This window comes from Paraburkholderia phytofirmans OLGA172 (genome assembly GCF_001634365.1).
Classification (GTDB): Bacteria; Pseudomonadota; Gammaproteobacteria; order Burkholderiales; family Burkholderiaceae; genus Paraburkholderia.
This window is the reverse complement of the sequence record NZ_CP014578.1, coordinates 2,272,239-2,289,205: the sequence shown is the minus strand read 5'-3', so window position 1 is coordinate 2,289,205 and position 16,967 is coordinate 2,272,239. Positions and strand designations below refer to the sequence as shown.

Below are 16,967 nucleotides of genomic sequence, written 5' to 3'. Positions count from 1 at the left end.
CGGCCCGACACTCTCGCCACTCGAGTGAATCCGTATGGATTCGCAAGGTTGGCATGCCAGCTAGTCGCTTCATAAAAGGAGTGTCTCCTTCGATCGGAACGAAGGTTCTGATTTCGGCGCCGCGCAAAAGAAAGGTATCCTTACTATGTGGTGCTTCGTTGAATGGAATTTCAGGGTGTTTAGGGATGTTCATCGTTCGTTTGGTTTAAGGATTTAATAGGGGGTATCGTATAAAAACGTATAAAAAGCATGTAGTTGAAAGACATTTGTTGAGCTGATGTTAACGCGGGTTTCGAGGCCTTGCAACGGGTATTTTTTATACAGTCCGACCTCGAAAGGCGCCGCCCGGATGTGGGGAGTGCAGCGGTCCGTGCTGTGAGTGCGACGGCCGAACGTTTCGGTTGGCCGTGAGCATCGTGATCCTTTTGGTCAATGGGGGACGCGGGTCATGCTTGACATCGCAGATGTGCAGAACCTGGTACCCTCAACCGGGGGTATATGGGCGACCGGATTCACTGTGTGCGTGGTTTGGGAACAGGCGACCGGCGATGTGACGTGATGAAGGCAGTTGATGTGTAACCCGGAACGAACGTCACCGCAGCCATCTTATAAATTCAGACTACGGGAAGCATCGCCACGGCTGTAGATTGTTGTGTTTGTTAAGCCGTCGCGAGGCATAAACAAAACCGCGGCAAACGGTGCTACTGGCGTGAGCAGGTCGGTGCGCAAGCAGCTCCCGACGCGGCAGTGCCGGGACTATGCAGGTTCGCTGGCAAGTGCACTCGCGGACGACGGCCATCCGTCTGCAGGCTTGCCTTTACTATACAATTTGCTGATACAGAGCTTTTACTGTCCGTTCACAGGCACTGCCGATATTTTTCTATGCCCCGACCAAATCGAGATGCCGAGTACGTTTCGGCGTTGCGGGAATACTGGCGCATTCACAAGACATTGCCGCCGTTTGGCCGTGTCGGGTCGCTCTTCGGCATGAGTTCGAGGGGTTCTTTGTGGACGGCCGTTCAAAGGCTGATTTCAGCGGGCTATCTCGTCAGGCTTGAAGGACGTTCGCTCGCGCCTGGGCCATTGCTCCTCGAGCCGGGATTGTCGACGACGCTTTCATCAGCCGGTTCATCCAATGGATTCCTTACGCAACAGCAACTGACGTCTCTCATTCAAGGTACAGGAGACAGATGCGTCGGATACGAGGTTAATAGTGACGAGTTTTGTGACTATGGGTTGCCGAAAGGAACGGTTGCAGTTGTCGACCCATTGTTAACGGCGAGGGCCAACGATGTGATCGCGACGATGTCCGGAGAGAATTTGGCATTTCGTCGGGTTCCAAAAAATGGACGGTTGCGAGCGGACCAGATTGTGCTTGGGGTGGTCGTGTTGGCTATTAACTTCGTACGGCCTTTGTGAGTAGGTGCGACGTCGTTTGCGCAACCATGCGTTTCGACATCGGTAGAGTCGAGATGTGGGTGCGACACGTGTCGCCGTCAGCCGCGCGTTATGCGGCATGCTGTAGATGGTAAAGCTCTGTTTTGCCTTGTCACATTCAGCAGTCGAAGTTTGGAGGTTGAAGCCGTGACCTGTTGTACGACCAACAGTTGCCTACCTGGACATGCGCGACGGGAGACCGTCGGGTGTGAAGCTCCGGGGACAAAGTACCCTTCCGACGGACGGTCCACCTTGGTGACAAGGAACCGACACTGCGAGCAGCGACGCGGTATAGGGACGAGGCAAGTTCCGCATGCGCAACTTAAGTGAACTGCCGATAAACCTCGTCACGACTGATGGGCCAAAGCTGCTGTCAGGCCCTGACCAAACGGTGCGTAGCAGGTTGCTCCCTTCCACATTGGGTGCACGTCGTCATCATCGCTACCGAGGAAGAGGCGGGCGCTAAACGGATAGATTCGGGAACAATCGAATCGGCAAGACTGGGAACGTGGTAAGCCCGATTCATCGCCTTGATTCCGGAACACAGCCATCAAGGCAGGCAAACCGTGAGGAGCGCTGTTGACGAAGCGGGTGTGAGAACGCGGAGAAAGCGAATGGCGGCCTGTAACGGGCTGCATAGAGGTTCAAGATTTGCCTCGACCTGAAAGGGTGCAGACTTCCGTGTGGTGCAGCTGTCGCAGGTCCACTTTTTAGATTCGCCGTGGGGCAGCTTGAGAGAGACCGGCTGTTTGCGGTTCAGCGCCCTCGTCTCAGCAATGAGATGAATCGACGAGGTGACGCGTGCGAAGGGCTTGTGCAGATTGACAAGACCGGCGTCAGTGTGACGTTTCATGCTGTGCGCGAGCCGTGTGCGGCGAAAGTCGCATGCACGGTTCTTCGGGGGCCCTGCTGTCGAGAGGCAGTGGGGCTACCCTCTCGCGGTCGCATTAGGTTCGGTTTGTCTGTTGCCGCCCCTTTCGTTTGGCGGTGCCCGAATAACCTAGCCCTAACCCCGTTTCCACACCCCGCTCATCGAACCCAGCGTGCAGATCTCCCGCACTGGGCTCTCGGACAAGACATCACGCCTTCACACACGCCAGGCTACGCCCCCGCGGGCGCTCAGACGTACGAGCCCGAAGTGCCCGTAGAGGTGCGGGAGTGGATAGCCCCCGCCCCTGCGTCGCCTGAGCTTATGCTTGTTGCGTAGCCACCGGCGCAACCGCGTCGCGGTGTAGCTGTCGAGCGCGCGATATGCGCGGCTAACGCTCCCTACCTGGAAGTAGTTCGCCCAGCCGCGTAACGAGCGGTTCAACTTGCCCACCATCGCCGTGGTCTCTTGCCATGCCGTCTTAAGGGCAGTCAGCGCATGAATCTTTTCGACCATGCGCCGGATACTCTTCTTCGACGGGCGCAAACCCATACGGGCCTGACCAGTTGTCGCTGAGTACATTCGCCCAAACGTAAAACCCAGGAAGTCGAATTCGCCTTCCGGCACCGAACAGATTTGTGTCTTTTCCTCGTTGACCGTCAGCTTCAGCTTGCCCATGATCGCGCGCAGTTGCGACAACGCTTTCTCAGCGTTACCTCGCTTGCACAGGATCACCAGATCGTCCGCGTAGGTCACGATTCGACTGCCAAGACTGCGCTCAAGCCCGAGCTTCTTCCATGCCAACACAAACCGGCGCATATAAATATTCGCGAGCAATGGTGAGATGGGTGAACCTTGCGGAATGCCGCGCCTGCTGTCCCTGGCCTCAGTCGTCCGCATCTTCCGACCACGGTTATCGGTTTCTTCAACGGAGCACTCCAACCACATCCTGATCAGATGCAGAACGCGCCGGTCAACGATGCGTCGCGCCAGCGACAACATCAGTTCGGCGTGGGGAATACTTCCGAAGTAGTCCGCGAGGTCGGCGTCAACAACGTCCGTGTGACCGCGAAACAGCAGTTCTTCCACCTCGACCGCCGCTTGCTGGGCGTTGCGGCCCGGCCGGTAGGCGTACTGCTCGGGTGGAAGGTCGGCTTCGAAGATCGGTTCGAGCACCAGCATCGCTGCTGTCATGCACACCCGGTCTCGCAAGGTCGAGATGCCCAGTGGCCTCAGCTTGCCATTGGCCTTCGGGATAAACACTCTTCTGATAGGGTCCGGCCGGTAACTCTCCTGCCTGAGCGCAAGCGCCAGTTCGCCGAGCCACTTCTGTACCCCATACGCCTCGACCTCCGCGAAGTCTTGCCGATCGACACCCGGCGCGCCCTTGTTCGAGCGACACTGGGCGTACGCATGTGCCAGCACATCCTCGCGATAGATCTTGTCGTACAAGGCATAAAAGCGATACCCGGCTGCTGCCTTCGCTTTCGCGTGTAACGCCATCTGCAGCTTCTGAACACGAATCGGAGTTGATAGGTTGCCCAATCTCCACGTCCTCACTACGTATTGCGTCTGTCTTGAACTGAGGCCCCTTCCCTCCACCGGCATTACACCAGCTTCATCGGTATTACGGGCCTCTCCGTCACCCCAAGGCGCCCGGCCTGTCCCTCACGGGCGTCCGGTTGCTCATCCCTGAACACGCCAAGGGGCTTCCCGTGTTGCGTGCGCTTTCCTTGTGCACATGCTGTCGCCACTACCCCGGCGCAGCGACTGGCGGCACTGCTTCGCTCATCCATCCAGTCGTATCAGCCTTCCCCGAAAGGGTCGCCGGGTCGGCCTGCGCATCGGCATTTTCGAGGCTTGCTCAGCGTTCACTCACGTTACGGCCTGCACACTCGCGCTGTCACCAATTCGTGACACGCTTACCCGAAGGCTTCAGCCATTTCGTTACCTCCATGACTGCTCCGGTTGCTTCCGGCTGGAGCGGTTGCCGGACGGGACTTACACCCGCTGGAAAGCGCCGCCTTTTCACGGCGCACACCCGTAACCTGCATCAGGACGACAGGAGTGCTCCTGCCGTTCTGACCTTGCCAACAACATCGCTTACCCGAACGAGGGCTGATCCAGTGCGATGGCCTGGACCAGCGCGTTACCAATTCGGGTCACCAATCCAACAACAAGTGCATTTCCCATCAGCATTGCACGTGTGGTGTCCGATACACCCACGCGGTCGGTGAAGCCGCGTGGGAATCCATTCAATTCTTCCAATTCCTCGGGTACGAGTCGCCGGAGCAGACCGGACGGTTCCCTGACCACGTGCTTGGTCCTCGTCGCGGTTGCGCCACCTTCTGACGTGATAATCGTTCGGGCCGGCCGGTCCAGCCTGTCCGGGTACGGCATCGCGCCTTCCGAATAGGTATATGAGAAACCGTCCCTGTCTCGCGGAATACTCTTCGCGCTCTTCGCGTGCCGCCATCGCTCTTCATCGTCGTCCCGCACATAAAATCTGGTCGGAACAGGAGATGTCTTGTTGATGACGTCTCCAAGCGTTCGCGCGGTGGAAACGCCGGTGAATTCGGCATAGCCATCCTGAACCTCCGTGTTGACGCGACAAGACCAGACTTGTCCTTCCACCATGAGGCCTGCGTTTGCGAACCGCGATTTGCCGCTTGACAAGGGCGTGTACCTCAATTGCTGCGCAAATGGTTCATTGCGGATGGTCAGGCAGGGGTTGACGGCATCGAGTGGCGTTGCCAAGGTGGAAGGAAACGCTTTCGTCAGGACGGCCTGGGGGTGCCATCCGGTGCCCGTTGCCAGCTCCTTCATCATGCGTCCATAGACGCCGGTCGATTGGTGGTACGCGACCATGAAAATGCGGCGGCGGCGTTGTGGGAAGCCATATTCAGCGGCATTGACAGTCCGCCACTCCACGGCATAGCCCAGTCCGTAGAGCGTCGAAAGGACCACTGAAAAATCCCGTCCGCGGCAGGACGCGGGGGACGAGAGCAGGCGGTCGACATTTTCGAGCATGACGTATTTCACGGGTTGGCCATCGTCAATCCGCTGCCGGAGCAGCTTCGCAATTGACCACCACAGCACGCCCCGCTTTCCGTCGAGTCCCTTCGAGTGCGAAAGCGGCTTGGCCACCGAATAGTCCTGGCAGGGGAAGCCGCCGACGACCACGTCCGGTGCTGCAACGCGGATAGCCCGCTGACCTGCTTCTGACGTCAGGACCGTGGCGATGTCTTCGTTCAGATGCACGCCATCGGGCCAGTGACTCCGGTAAACGTTACTGGCGTGCTGGGCTTTCCGCGCGGGCTCGTACTGGTTGCTCAGGGTGATAACGAATGGGCTGGCGTGGACCGCCTCCAGCCCCAGCCTGAATCCGCCGACCCCGGCGAACAGTTCAACGACATTGAGTTGAGCATTTTTGAATTCTTCGAACGGCATCTTGATTCCGTATTGATGTAGGAACCAAAGTGCAGCGAATGCTTTTTAGCCGAGGCGTTGCCGGATCGCGCGAAGGCGATTTTTCTACTGATTTTTTCTGGGTAAAACCGGCGGTTGGTGCGTGCGTTTCGACGGACTGACGTCTGTGGCAACCGACGGGATGCCGTTCATTGAATTCAGATCAGGGGGAGCCACGCAGGGAGCATTCGCGAAGGCCAGGGCTGGCACCGCCTCATCAGATTGACCGACAGGTTGCGGTGCCGCCAATCAGTTGCGATGTTGTGGGACGGGGAGCGGCCGTGACCAGGCTGTTGTCTTACGCCGTCCGCACGCAGGTGCGAGTCCTGGGTGACGGCGCAGGTGCGCGGTCTGGATGCCTGCGGGCGACTCAGCCCGACTGGAGGAAGGTTGCCTGAACCCGCGAATTGAACGACGTGGGTTGCGCCTTGGCGCGGTCGCCACAATAGCTGCAATTGCACCTCTTAAGCCCGGTTTCGGCTCGTAAGAGCTGCATTTCCGGCTATTGTCGTGCGCGGGTATGGGCGACCTTTCGTGCGCCGCGTATGCGCGGGTGGCACCATTGCGCAAGTATCCTGGCAGTGGCCCTCCGGGATGCCCGGCCGCGGTTTCTGAAAGAACCCGTGAGGCGCCCGATACCCTCGACGCGCGCAACGACGAGGCGGCCCGGCTGTTCGTGGGTGGCGGGCGTGACCAGGCGCAGCCTGCGAGGCAGTGGCACTGTGAGGGGACTCGCCCGATGGGCTTCATCCGTATGTGACCGCACACAGTCCAGTACGGGGGAGGTACGCCCGCCCAGCTGCTCTCATTGCTGCAGCAAGGCATCGCGTGCGGACGGGACCAGCCGCGATCCTTAGGCCGGATGAACCGCGTTGAGTACGGCGTTTCGTCGCCGCCTGCGAAGCGGGCGAAATCATCCGGGTCAACGTCGGCCTGACCGTCATGATGTGACCGGGTTGCGGAAACGTATCGGCAGTGAGCTCACGTGCAGCGGACCGCGTGATTCCGTCGGCTTCAGCGCCGGAAACGCTGGTCCGCGCGGCGTCGATGGTCGGACAGGGTGGATGGCTAAAAATGCTCCATATACCGGATAACGCACCGGGACTGTTTCAAGGTGCTCCTGTAACCGACCGGAGTTTGCATGAACAGCCATCAGAAGATGGAGGTCCAGATTGAGTTACTGCCTTCCGACGAAGAGCGCGCGCGATGCACGGGCGAGATGCTTCTGGAACTCCTGCGCCTGAAACGTCGAGGCCTCACGTTTGACCATTGCCTGAAGTTTTTTGGTGAGGACTGGCGCGGCAATCCGCTTATCGAAGAGGCACGCCGCAGCTGTGACCGCGGAGGCGGGGATATCCACTTCGACAACGACCCGCTCGTGTCCGAGTTTACGGACGGCGCGTATGTCAGTGCGTGGGTATGGGTCGACGATTGCGGTGGCGCACTCCGAAGAAGCGTAGTGGTACCGGCATGATGACAGCTGCTGTCGACCGCATCAGTCATGACCCGGGGGTTGTGCCCAGCAGGTACGCCTGGCAGGTCGCTATCGAGCGCCGGGATCCGGGATTGGGCTGCATCAAGGTTGCCCAAGGCCCCGTTCAGGCAGGGTCCGGTCGATGTCGTCGATGTCGTCGATGGTTTCCATGGCGCACACGTGCGCCGCTTCAGTGCGGGCGTCGGGCTGGCGGTTCTGCGTGGGGACTGCGCGGTGACGCCCTGGACCGGTTGGCCAGTCACGCCTCGCACCCCGGGATCTTGTTTGGCCGGCGATCAGAAATGGCCGCACACTGCGCGAAAGTCACCTGGGGAGGGCGGCGGCGGAAGGTCCGCCCAGGAGGGGCAGGAACCGGTCACGAACCCTGGTGGCCCGATGGCGCCGACAGCGCCGCCCGCGTCGCACGGTGGGCCCGGCGGGGGCGGGGGCAGGCCACGGCGGGCAGGGGGGGCACCGCGCAGCCGATTTTTCCGAGGACCTCAACAGATCCGTAGCTTCCCCCGTTTCAGGCTCTGCTCCGAAAACGTCATCGGAATATAATCGCCAGTCGTAACATTCCGATATGAGTTGCCACTTATGACGAGTCATGCCGTAGTGCTGCGACCGTCGCAGATACGGCATCTGCTGCGTGTGACGGAAGCAACAAGCCGACACCCAGAGCGAGACGCACTCATTTTGCTGCTGGGCATCACTTGTGGCATGCGTGTCACAGAAATTGCGCGCGTTGAAATTGCCGATGTGGTAGCGCAGTCGGGCGCCATTCGAACTGAAGTTAGCCTGCGAGCTGCGATTACGAAGGGCTCGCGCCAGCGCTGCGTGTACCTTACTCATGAGAAAACTCGTACGGCGCTCGAACGGTATCTCGCGCTCCGGATCAGTCGGCAGTTGGGAACATCCCTCGACGACCGCGCATATCGTGGCCTGATTGCGTCCAATCGCCTAATCTTGACGCACAAGGGCACAGCTTACGAGCTGAGTTTGAAGCGGCGCACAAACGGCGAGGGCGGTCAAGTGGGTTATTGGGCCGCTGACAGCCTTCAGAGCTACGTCACCGGCCTGTACCGTGCGGCAGGCCTGCGGCGTGGCTACAGTTCCCATTCTGGTCGTCGGACTTTCGCCAACCGTCTTCTAGCGCAGGGTGAATCCCTAGAAACGGTGCAGACCCTGCTAGGTCACGCGGAACTTGACCATGTCATGTCGTATCTCGACGACGACCCAGCACGCATTCGCGCGGCGTTGGAGGCGTTTAGCGCGGACTTCATGCCAGACCACGACGACGCCTAAAGCGCAGGCCCTATTTGGCCGATAACCTATCATGGCTCACAAAAAAATCGAAGTTGACCTTGAAACGGATGCTGTTGCCGAGTGTTGGCGCCGCTAAGACCCTTATGGCGACAAGTAATGGCATGGGAGTACCTACCGCGCGGTAACAGGATAAAAAAGTTGAACGGAAAATGTGCCTGGGAAAAATGGAATCCGCGCTTTTGGCTGTAGCTGTATTGTCGGTCGTGTGCTTTGCCAATTGGCTTAAGAACGAAATTGACAGTGCTGTACGGGGCCGCGGTCAGTTGGAAGTCGGAGACTCGCGCGGCAACTGCGCGGAGGACACTGCTGCTGGCGTGTCACCAAATGACTACGACACCATCTGGTGCGGCGTCGCGAACCGGTGAATCACCAAGAAAAGAACGGAGCTTGAATGGAAGTGTTGTTTGCCGCCCAAGCAGCGGTCCGAGACGCGGTACCAGCTGTTGTGCGTCGCCACCGCTCGGCCGATATCTTGACGTGGCGCCTGCTTCATCAGATTGAAGCCGAAGTGCTCGCTGAGGTCGCTGCTGCCGGCCCTCACAGTCAGAGGATTCTGAACATGCTGCGCGCCCCAGCGGCTCTTGACTATCCGACAGACGACCGACCTGTCTCGTTCGAGGGGCACGATTTTGTGCCGATCGTGTTCAATGCTATCAGCGACGCTTGGCGCTGCGTTGATTGACTCAAATCGCAGGAACGAAGGAAAAGCAGAAGGATGATGACGGTGAAAATCGCACTAGTCGCAGTCAACATACTCGGAGCGCTAAGCGCGCTCGTCGCGGCATGGTTCTGGTTCAAGGCATCGCAGACAAAGTTGCCGGAGATTGACGCTGCGACGGGCAGGCCGACTGCCCCCGTTAGTATGTTGGGCATGACCAAAGATATTGTCGACGCGGCTCGCCTGAATCGGACTGCCGCATGCTGGAGTGGTGCCGCAGCCGCTCTCGGCGCTGTCTCCCTTTTGCTGAGTTCAATCTAGCACACGGAAATGCGGAGTAAATGCAGATTATGGGTGAAGCGAAACGGCGGGGTACACGTGAGCAGCGCGCGGCAATGGCCATCCAGAGTTATGCCAGCGCGACCCAGCCAGCCGTGATCACGAAGCTCGAAGTCGCGACGGTTCAACTTGACGCCGCGATTCGCCTCTTTTTCGGCGGGGACTACGTTTCGTCGCTCACTTTAGCTGGGGCTGCAGAGGGCATTCTTGGGGCGCTTTCGCAGCGCGCCGAGCTACCGAACGCCGTTGACTTCGTTGTTGACTACTACCGTGGGGAAACAGATACAGAAACCGACCGTGAGCATAGGAAGTTCATCACGGACATCTTGAACGAAGCCAGAAACCAGGCGAAGCACGCAGGTGACCCTTCGGAGACTCATTTCGAGGTCGAGCGAATTCAACCGGTATCTATGATCATGCGTGCGTTGCCGATGGTCGAACCACTCGGCGGCGAGTTTTCGGACGCGATGAAGGCCTTCGCTGTTTGGTTGAAGCGTCACCCAGAGTTATAGGAAAACTGTGTCTGAAAATTTCGATCGGATCAACATGTCGACGCCTATCCCTGAGGTGCTCTATAAATACCGCCACTTCAATGAGCGGACTATAGAACTCCTGTGTGCTGACCTTGCTTATTTCGCGGATCCCGCGTCCTTCAATGATCCGCTCGACGCAAAGCCGTGTGTCGAGATTGATTGTGACAAGGGGCAAATGGAGCAGGCCGTATTCGAAATGGTGCGTCGCCGCGTCCACGCTGAGATGCAAGCAGCTGCGAGCTCGATCAAATATCGAGGCCCGAGAACGATGGAGCACATCGACAAGCACAGTCGCGCAGCTGCACAGAAGTTTCTCGACGAATTGCGCTATCGGGCAACAGATCCAGATCATAGCGACGAGCCACCGGGTCCCCTTGCGAACGAGCTTAGTTGGGCCATTGAATCGGAGCTGCTTCGGCGCTATGAGACAGGCGTCCTGTCCCTTGCAACGCGCTACGACTGTCCGTTGATGTGGAGCCACTATGGTGATCAACATCGGGGGCTATGCATCGGCTATGCCCTGCCGGAAAAGTACGAGCCCAAGATCCACCAGGTGCGTTACGGAGGAGAGCGCCGCGTACGCGCCAGCGATGTTGTAAAAATGGTGCTTTACAGCGAAGTGGCCGCCCGCAAATCAGTCGACGAAGCAGTGCTACTACGGAAAGCTTCGGATTGGCACTACGAAAAGGAATGGCGGATGCTCGGCCCACGCGGTGCTACCGACTCGTCGCTCGAGATGGTCGAGATTCATTTCGGCATGCGATGTCCACGCACGGTGATGCACACTGTGGCGGCTGCGTTGAACGGACGTGACAAGACAGTCGAGTTGTATCAGATGAGTGAAGTAAGGGGAACTTTCAACCTTGGTCGCTCCGAGCTAGACGTCAGTGAACTCGGGGCCACTTATCCCAGGCGGGCACTGACGGTAAGCGAAGATTTCGAACAATACATCGTCGAGCCCGGCCAACCTGAGATATAGATCGGTCCACACTCAGGTCCAGGACCGAATAGCCAAGGAAAAGCCGCTTGCCGGTTGCCCGGCGGGCCGGGCAACCGTGAATCGACTCACACTACGGGTACAAATCGAAAATGAATCAAAATCAGTTGACGGTCGGCACGATGACGCTGCGTGAGATGTTGGAAAGCGCAGCGAAGACTATGAGCCTAACACTCCTGTGGTCGACAGAAAGCGATCTGGTCCCGCGTGTAGCGGGAACCATGCAGCCGTTCAATCCACACATTGACGACGGCGCAGCATATCGCCTGCTAGTGTTCCGTCCCAGAAATAACTTTACGTAAATTGGGATTGTTCTATGATCGAACGGTGATGGACAGGAGGCGATCATGGGACGCAAGGGGATCGAGGTTGTGGTGTCAGAACTGGAGCGAGAACAGTTGCTGTCCATGAGTCGCTCGCGTTCGTTGCCTCATTCTCTGGTCCGTCGGGCAAAGATTGTCCTGATGGCCGCTGACGGTCACACGACCAAGGAAATTGCGATGCAGTGCGAAGTGACGCCACCGGCGATCACGCACTGGAAGAAGCGGTTTGTCGCTCAGGGGCTTGCGGGTCTGCATGATGAAGCTCGCCCAGGCCGACCGCGCACACATGACGACGAGGCGGTCGCGGAATTGCTGGCCAGGGTGTTGCATGAGAAGCCGGACGGGGCAACGCACTGGAGCGTGCGTTCTGCTGCCGCGCGGACAGGGATTTCGAAGAGTTCGGTGGCCCGGTATCTGTCGCTGTTCGGTATACAGCCCCATCGTTCAAAGAGCTTCAAGCTGTCTACCGATTCATTCTTCGTCGAGAAGGTGCGCGATATTGTCGGGCTGTACCTGAGCCCGCCCACCAACGCCCTGGTGCTGTGCGTCGACGAGAAGAGCCAATGTCAGGCGCTGGAGCGCACGCAGCCGATGCTGCCGATGGGGCTGGGCTATCTCGAAGGGGTGACGCATGATTACGTCCGGCATGGCACCACAACCCTGTTCGCTGCGCTCAATGCAGCAACGGGCGAAGTCATTGCTCAATGCAAGCCGCGCCACCGGCATCAGGAATTCCTGGCGTTCCTCAGGCATATTGACCAGGTGGTGCCGGTCGATCTCGATGTGCATCTGATCGTCGACAACTACGCGACACACAAGCATCCGAGGGTCAGGGCGTGGCTCGCCAGGCATACGCGCTACCACATGCACTTCACGCCAACCTACTCGAGCTGGCTGAATCAGGTTGAACGCTGGTTTGGCCTGATTACGCAGCAGGCGATCCGTCGCGGGTCATTCAGAAACGTGCGCCAGCTCATCGCCAGCATCGAGCGTTATACCGAGCAGTACAACCAGCACAAGCGGCCGTTCGTATGGACCGCGACAGCCGATTCCATTCTGCAGAAAGTGACCCGGCTATGCAAAGTTATTTCTGGGACGGAACACTAGGGCATGTTGAAATTGCAGCGAACACCCCAACCGACCATCATGTCAACTCATACCTCTCCCGTTTCGCCGTCCATCCGTCTGGCCTCCGTCGAAGTTTCGAAATTCCGCAGACTAGCGCAAACGCGGCTCGACCTCGATGAGGCTACAACGATAATGGTCGGCGCGAACAACAGCGGGAAAACGTCGCTGCTTACCGCAATCCGTAACTTTTTAGATGAGTCACCGCGCTTTAAGGCATTTGACATTAGTCTGTCCCAGTGGCCGAAGCTCCGCGAGTTAGGGCGGCTTTGGGAAGCACTAACGGAAGATCCTGCAACTGATTCAAGTACCCGCGACAAGTGGGATGACCAACTACGCGACTTCTTGGCGACAATGCCCTTTGTGGACTTGTGGTTCGACGCCAAGGAAGGGGCATATAACCATGTGGCCCCGTTCATCACCTCGTTAAAGTGGTCGGGTGGCCCGGTCGGCATTCGCTTGAGGCTCGAACCTGCATCCACGATAGACGAGTTACAGTCGCTTGCGTGGCGTTATCGGGAGGCTCGAGCCCCCGTTAGCAAACTGAAGGATGGACATGCCTGGCCTATCGATCTGCTGGACTACTGGCTGCGTCAGTCGAATGACTTGGCGCGCCGGGTTGTCGTTTATCGCTTGGATCCGGCGAAAGGGCCACAAGGAGGAGCGACTCCGTACGAGGTGCAAGCCCTACAACCCGATACAGAACCGGTGGATCTAAAGCACCTGCGACGTCTTATCCGCGTGGACTTTATTGCTGCGCAACGTGGACTGGGCGTGGAGGAAGACGAAGCCCGTTCCGAGTCGGTCGGCGCTCGCCCCGGTCTGTTTACAGGCCAACTTCTGAAGTTTGCGCGGCAGCACTTAAACGTTGGCACGCCCGGTACCCGGCAACCCGAGGAATTGGCCACGGCAATCGCCAAAGCCCAAGCGGACTTTGACGACACTATATATAGGGCCCTCAAGCCTTCCATGGAGGACGTCGAGGTGCTTGGGTACCCAGGTCTGTATGATCCGCAGGAAATACTCTTCCGAACGCGCATCCAGACCGCAGACCTCCTTGCACACGGTACGGCAGTCCAGTATCGCTTGGATAAAAAAGCTGTCGACGAGTTACTGCCTGAGCACTCCATCGGCCTTGGGTATCAAAACCTTCAATCGCTAAGCTTCCAGCTGGTGTCGTTCCGTACAGCGCGGTTGAATCCATCTCAAGGCGCGCCCGCTCCCGTTCACCTCGTAATGCTGGAAGAACCGGAAGCGCACCTACATGTCCAGGTTCAGAGGATTCTTCCCCAAAAGGCGCATGGCTTGATCTGTCCGAAGGCCGCTGAGCACAGCAACCTTCGCAGCCAGCTCCTGATTAGTACCCACTCGAGTCACTTGGCACACGCGGATAGTTTCGCCCGCCTTCGCTATGTGCGCCGCTTGTCCAAACAAGGTGAGGGCACGATGCCCAGCACCGAGGTAGTCAATCTAGGTGACGCTTTCGGCAACGACACGGAAACGCAGATTTTTGCCGAACGGTACTTTCAGGTGCAACACACGGATCTCTTGTTCGCGGATGCCGCAGTGTTCGTGGAAGGGACCGCTGAGCGCATGTTGATCCCGCTCTTCATCGAGCGCTATTTCAAGAAGCTCAGCCAGAGGTATGTATCTTTCCTCGATATCGGGGGAAGTCACGCGCATCGCCTTCAGCCGTTGGTTGAACGACTCGGAATCCCCACTGTCATCATCACGGATCTTGACCCTGTCCAACCAACAGAGAATGAGAAGGGCCGCACTGTAAAAGTCGCGGTTCACATCGAAGACCAAGAGGACCTTGAATGCGGAAATGCCACGCTCACCTCCTGGCATCCAAAGCTCGCGGAATTTCAGGCTTATGGAACGCCGAAGCCTGAGGACCTACAGTGGGCGTCACCGAACGGCGTAAAGGTCCGCTTCGCCTGGCAGCTTCCTGTCGCGGAGGCTAGCAACCGATGGCCTAGTTCCTTCGAAGACTCTTTGGTTTTGTCCAACCTCATTTGGTTCAAGGCGTTAGGAAAGGAGATCGACCCGAAGACTGGGAAAGAGAAGGAACACATCGGCACACTCGGAAGACTAATCTCACTGGTGGCCGACCATCCAGATCATGCCGAGTTGTTAAAGGCGCTTCACAAATTGCTCCACGGTAGCTTCAACAAGGGGGACTTTGCAGCGACGATTTTCGAACAGTTGAATGCAAATCAACCTATCACGTGCCCAGCGTACATAGCGGACGCATTGACGTGGCTTCAAACCCACCTGACGCCGACGAGCGGAGAGACAATGTGAGCTCAGTTGTGCAACCACAAGGCAATGATCGCGATGCGAATGTCGTGCAAGAGATATGCGGCTACATTACGGATGTACCGGCGCGTAGTTTTTTTCTCTTTGCGGGCGCTGGCTCGGGCAAGACGCGCACGCTGGTCGAAGTGCTTCGACGAATCACGGGCGTGGTGCCGCATGACAACGGCGGCCAGTATGCTCTGCGCCTCAGAACTCGAGGTCAATCAGTTCGCGTCGTCACGTACACAAAAAATGCGACGGCCGTGGTCAACGGACGGCTCGGCGAAAACTATTTGACTGCGGTGTCGACCATCCATTCATTCTGCTGGGAGCTTATCGCGGGCTTCGACGACGACATTCGAGAAGCGCGTATTGCCATCGAACGTGCCGAACTTGAAGAGGCAATACGAGAAGCCCAAAACAAGGCCAAGGGCGTAAGTGATAGAGATAAGGAGAAATTTGCAGAGCGCGAGGCCAAGATCGAGGAAATTGCTTCGACTGCGAGGTTCATCTATCACCCTGATCGGAATACGTATGGCCAGGGTGCGCTGCAACACACGCAGGTGCTAGACGTAGCCGCGTGGCTCATCAAGCATCGTCCGACCCTTCAGCGGATCCTAGAGGATCGACATCCCCTCATCCTCATCGACGAATCGCAGGACACGATGAAAAGCGTTCTCGACGCACTCTTCGAACTTGCAAATAGTCGACCCGGCAGGATCACGCTCGGTCTGATTGGTGATCACAGACAGCGGATCTACGGGCACGGACACGACGATTTGCCCTCGCAGATCCCGGCAGCGTGGGCGAAACCCGCACTTCAGATGAACCACCGCAGCCAGCGACGCATTGTTGATCTTATCAACAAAATCTGGGATGCGGATGTCGAAGGGCGAACGCAACCGAAGACGGGCGTCGCGCAACATCCCCGTGAAGAGAAGACAGGCGGGACAGTGAGAATCTTCGTTGGAGATACGAACCTCAGCCCAGAAGAGAAGCTCGTCAAGGAGGCCGCATGCGCGCAGCTGATGGCCGGCGTCACAGGCTCGCCGTCTTGGCTTCTCGCTTCGCGCAGCTACAAAGTGCTCGCGCTCGAGCACAAATTGGCGGCGCGACGGGGCGACTTCTACGATGCCTACATCGCAATGGAGCTCCTCGACAAAGATGCCGCCGCCCCGCAAGGCAACGGTGAGAACACGGGGCCTGCGGTAGCCCGATTGCTCCTTGGCCCAGTGATTGACCACGCTCATTGCGCCCGCGACGACGACACGGTAGATGAGTTTGCCTCGATGAACGTCCTTCGTCGCAACGGCATGTTGGAACGCCTCCCCGATGAAACTGGGGAACGCCGAACGGCACTTGCGAATATGCATCATGCTGTCGCCGACTTTGCGCGGATGTGCTCCAAGAAGGGCTCCACCGTGCGCGAAGTTTTAGCGACCATTGTCAACGCCAACCTACTTGAGTCCGGTGCTCCGTTGATTCGAGCGTACTTGGACAACTCGGAACCACCGGCAGCTCCGAAGAACAAATCGAGTGAGCCGAAGGAGGATCGACGAAAGCGAGGTTGGCATGCGCTCTTTGCCTGCAAGTGGAGTGAGGTCGAACGATATCAATGCTATCTCTCGGGTGGTGCCGATCTGGCGACGCACCAAGTCGTCAAGGGGTCCGAGTTCAAGCACGTCATGGTCGTCATGGATGACGAGGACGCCGGTGGTTTCCTAATCTCTTATGACAAGGTATTCGGGGGTGCCCAGCTAAGCGAAACAGACCTGAATAACGCGGCGGATAGCAAAGAGACCACTATCGACAGAACCTTGCGCTTGCTCTACGTGACGTGCAGCCGCGCCGAGGAGAGCCTCGCCTTGGTGCTTTGGGCCAAGGACCCGACGGCCGCGCAACAGAGAATCCAAGAGTGCGGGTGGTTCGAACCGGATGAGATTGTTCCGATGGAACGGTTATCGAATTGACACAGTTGCTGCGCATACCGTGTCACCTACGTATCGTCAGAGAATCACGTACCCCTCAGTTAAGACGTCAAGAGAACGCAACAACAAGACCAATGGTTAAGCAATCTCCAGTTCTTCTTTCGGACGACCCCGCCATCGATGACAGCCT

Annotated in this window: 12 protein-coding genes; 10 read left to right on the top strand and 2 right to left on the bottom strand. The window is 58.0% G+C overall.

Features of this window, described 5'->3' with window-relative positions; all coding sequences use genetic code 11:
- Positions 1-882 precede the first annotated feature (882 nt).
- A complete protein-coding gene (locus AYM40_RS40160; protein ID WP_148662149.1) occupies positions 883-1,419 on the top strand; it encodes a hypothetical protein in 537 nt (178 codons plus the stop codon).
- Positions 1,420-2,524: 1,105 nt separating this feature from the next.
- Here AYM40_RS40160 and ltrA read toward each other — a convergent pair.
- Positions 2,525-3,808 (bottom strand): group II intron reverse transcriptase/maturase, encoded by a 1,284-nt coding sequence (gene ltrA, locus AYM40_RS09830; RefSeq protein ID WP_063497941.1) that lies wholly within the window; start codon positions 3,806-3,808, stop codon positions 2,525-2,527.
- Positions 3,809-4,408: 600 nt separating this feature from the next.
- Positions 4,409-5,755 carry a DNA (cytosine-5-)-methyltransferase gene (gene dcm, locus AYM40_RS09825; RefSeq protein ID WP_063496058.1) on the bottom strand — a complete coding sequence of 449 codons (1,347 nt, stop codon included), beginning with the start codon at positions 5,753-5,755 and terminating at the stop codon, positions 4,409-4,411.
- A 1,159-nt stretch (positions 5,756-6,914) separates the two neighbouring features.
- On the opposite strand from dcm, the gene AYM40_RS09820 reads away from it, so the two are divergent.
- From AYM40_RS09820 to AYM40_RS09770, 9 genes are all read left to right on the top strand, one after another.
- Complete coding sequence (locus tag AYM40_RS09820; protein ID WP_063496057.1) at positions 6,915-7,247, top strand: hypothetical protein; 333 nt, start codon at positions 6,915-6,917, stop codon at positions 7,245-7,247.
- A 597-nt stretch (positions 7,248-7,844) separates the two neighbouring features.
- Positions 7,845-8,552, top strand: a complete 708-nt coding sequence (locus AYM40_RS09815; RefSeq protein ID WP_063496056.1) for a tyrosine-type recombinase/integrase — start codon at positions 7,845-7,847, stop codon at positions 8,550-8,552.
- A 412-nt stretch (positions 8,553-8,964) separates the two neighbouring features.
- Positions 8,965-9,255 (top strand): DUF2471 family protein, encoded by a 291-nt coding sequence (locus AYM40_RS09805; RefSeq protein ID WP_063496054.1) that lies wholly within the window; start codon positions 8,965-8,967, stop codon positions 9,253-9,255.
- Positions 9,256-9,572: 317 nt separating this feature from the next.
- Positions 9,573-10,082 (top strand): hypothetical protein, encoded by a 510-nt coding sequence (locus tag AYM40_RS09795; protein ID WP_063496052.1) that lies wholly within the window; start codon positions 9,573-9,575, stop codon positions 10,080-10,082.
- Between the two features lie 7 nt (positions 10,083-10,089).
- Positions 10,090-11,082, top strand: a complete 993-nt coding sequence (locus AYM40_RS09790; protein WP_236720933.1) for a DUF2971 domain-containing protein — start codon at positions 10,090-10,092, stop codon at positions 11,080-11,082.
- A 110-nt stretch (positions 11,083-11,192) separates the two neighbouring features.
- A complete protein-coding gene (locus AYM40_RS09785; protein WP_063496050.1) occupies positions 11,193-11,402 on the top strand; it encodes a hypothetical protein in 210 nt (69 codons plus the stop codon).
- Positions 11,403-11,447: 45 nt separating this feature from the next.
- A complete protein-coding gene (locus tag AYM40_RS09780; protein WP_063496049.1) occupies positions 11,448-12,530 on the top strand; it encodes an IS630 family transposase in 1,083 nt (360 codons plus the stop codon).
- Positions 12,531-12,533: 3 nt separating this feature from the next.
- On the top strand, positions 12,534-14,855 hold the full coding sequence (locus AYM40_RS09775) for an AAA family ATPase (RefSeq protein ID WP_236720932.1): 2,322 nt from the start codon (positions 12,534-12,536) through the stop codon (positions 14,853-14,855).
- On the top strand, positions 14,852-16,819 hold the full coding sequence (locus tag AYM40_RS09770; RefSeq protein WP_063496048.1) for a UvrD-helicase domain-containing protein: 1,968 nt from the start codon (positions 14,852-14,854) through the stop codon (positions 16,817-16,819). The genes AYM40_RS09775 and AYM40_RS09770 overlap by 4 nt, the downstream gene beginning before the upstream one ends.
- Positions 16,820-16,967: the final 148 nt, after the last annotated feature.

Coding starts and splice junctions, on each gene's coding strand:
- AYM40_RS40160 (WP_148662149.1), top strand. CDS start 883: ATGCCCCGACCAAATCGAGATGCCGAGTACGTTTCGGCGTTGCGGGAA.
- AYM40_RS09780 (WP_063496049.1), top strand. CDS start 11,448: ATGGGACGCAAGGGGATCGAGGTTGTGGTGTCAGAACTGGAGCGAGAA.
- dcm (WP_063496058.1), bottom strand. CDS start 5,755: ATGCCGTTCGAAGAATTCAAAAATGCTCAACTCAATGTCGTTGAACTG.
- AYM40_RS09775 (WP_236720932.1), top strand. CDS start 12,534: ATGTTGAAATTGCAGCGAACACCCCAACCGACCATCATGTCAACTCAT.
- ltrA (WP_063497941.1), bottom strand. CDS start 3,808: ATGGCGTTACACGCGAAAGCGAAGGCAGCAGCCGGGTATCGCTTTTAT.
- AYM40_RS09805 (WP_063496054.1), top strand. CDS start 8,965: ATGGAAGTGTTGTTTGCCGCCCAAGCAGCGGTCCGAGACGCGGTACCA.
- AYM40_RS09815 (WP_063496056.1), top strand. CDS start 7,845: ATGACGAGTCATGCCGTAGTGCTGCGACCGTCGCAGATACGGCATCTG.
- AYM40_RS09795 (WP_063496052.1), top strand. CDS start 9,573: ATGCAGATTATGGGTGAAGCGAAACGGCGGGGTACACGTGAGCAGCGC.
- AYM40_RS09820 (WP_063496057.1), top strand. CDS start 6,915: ATGAACAGCCATCAGAAGATGGAGGTCCAGATTGAGTTACTGCCTTCC.
- AYM40_RS09785 (WP_063496050.1), top strand. CDS start 11,193: ATGAATCAAAATCAGTTGACGGTCGGCACGATGACGCTGCGTGAGATG.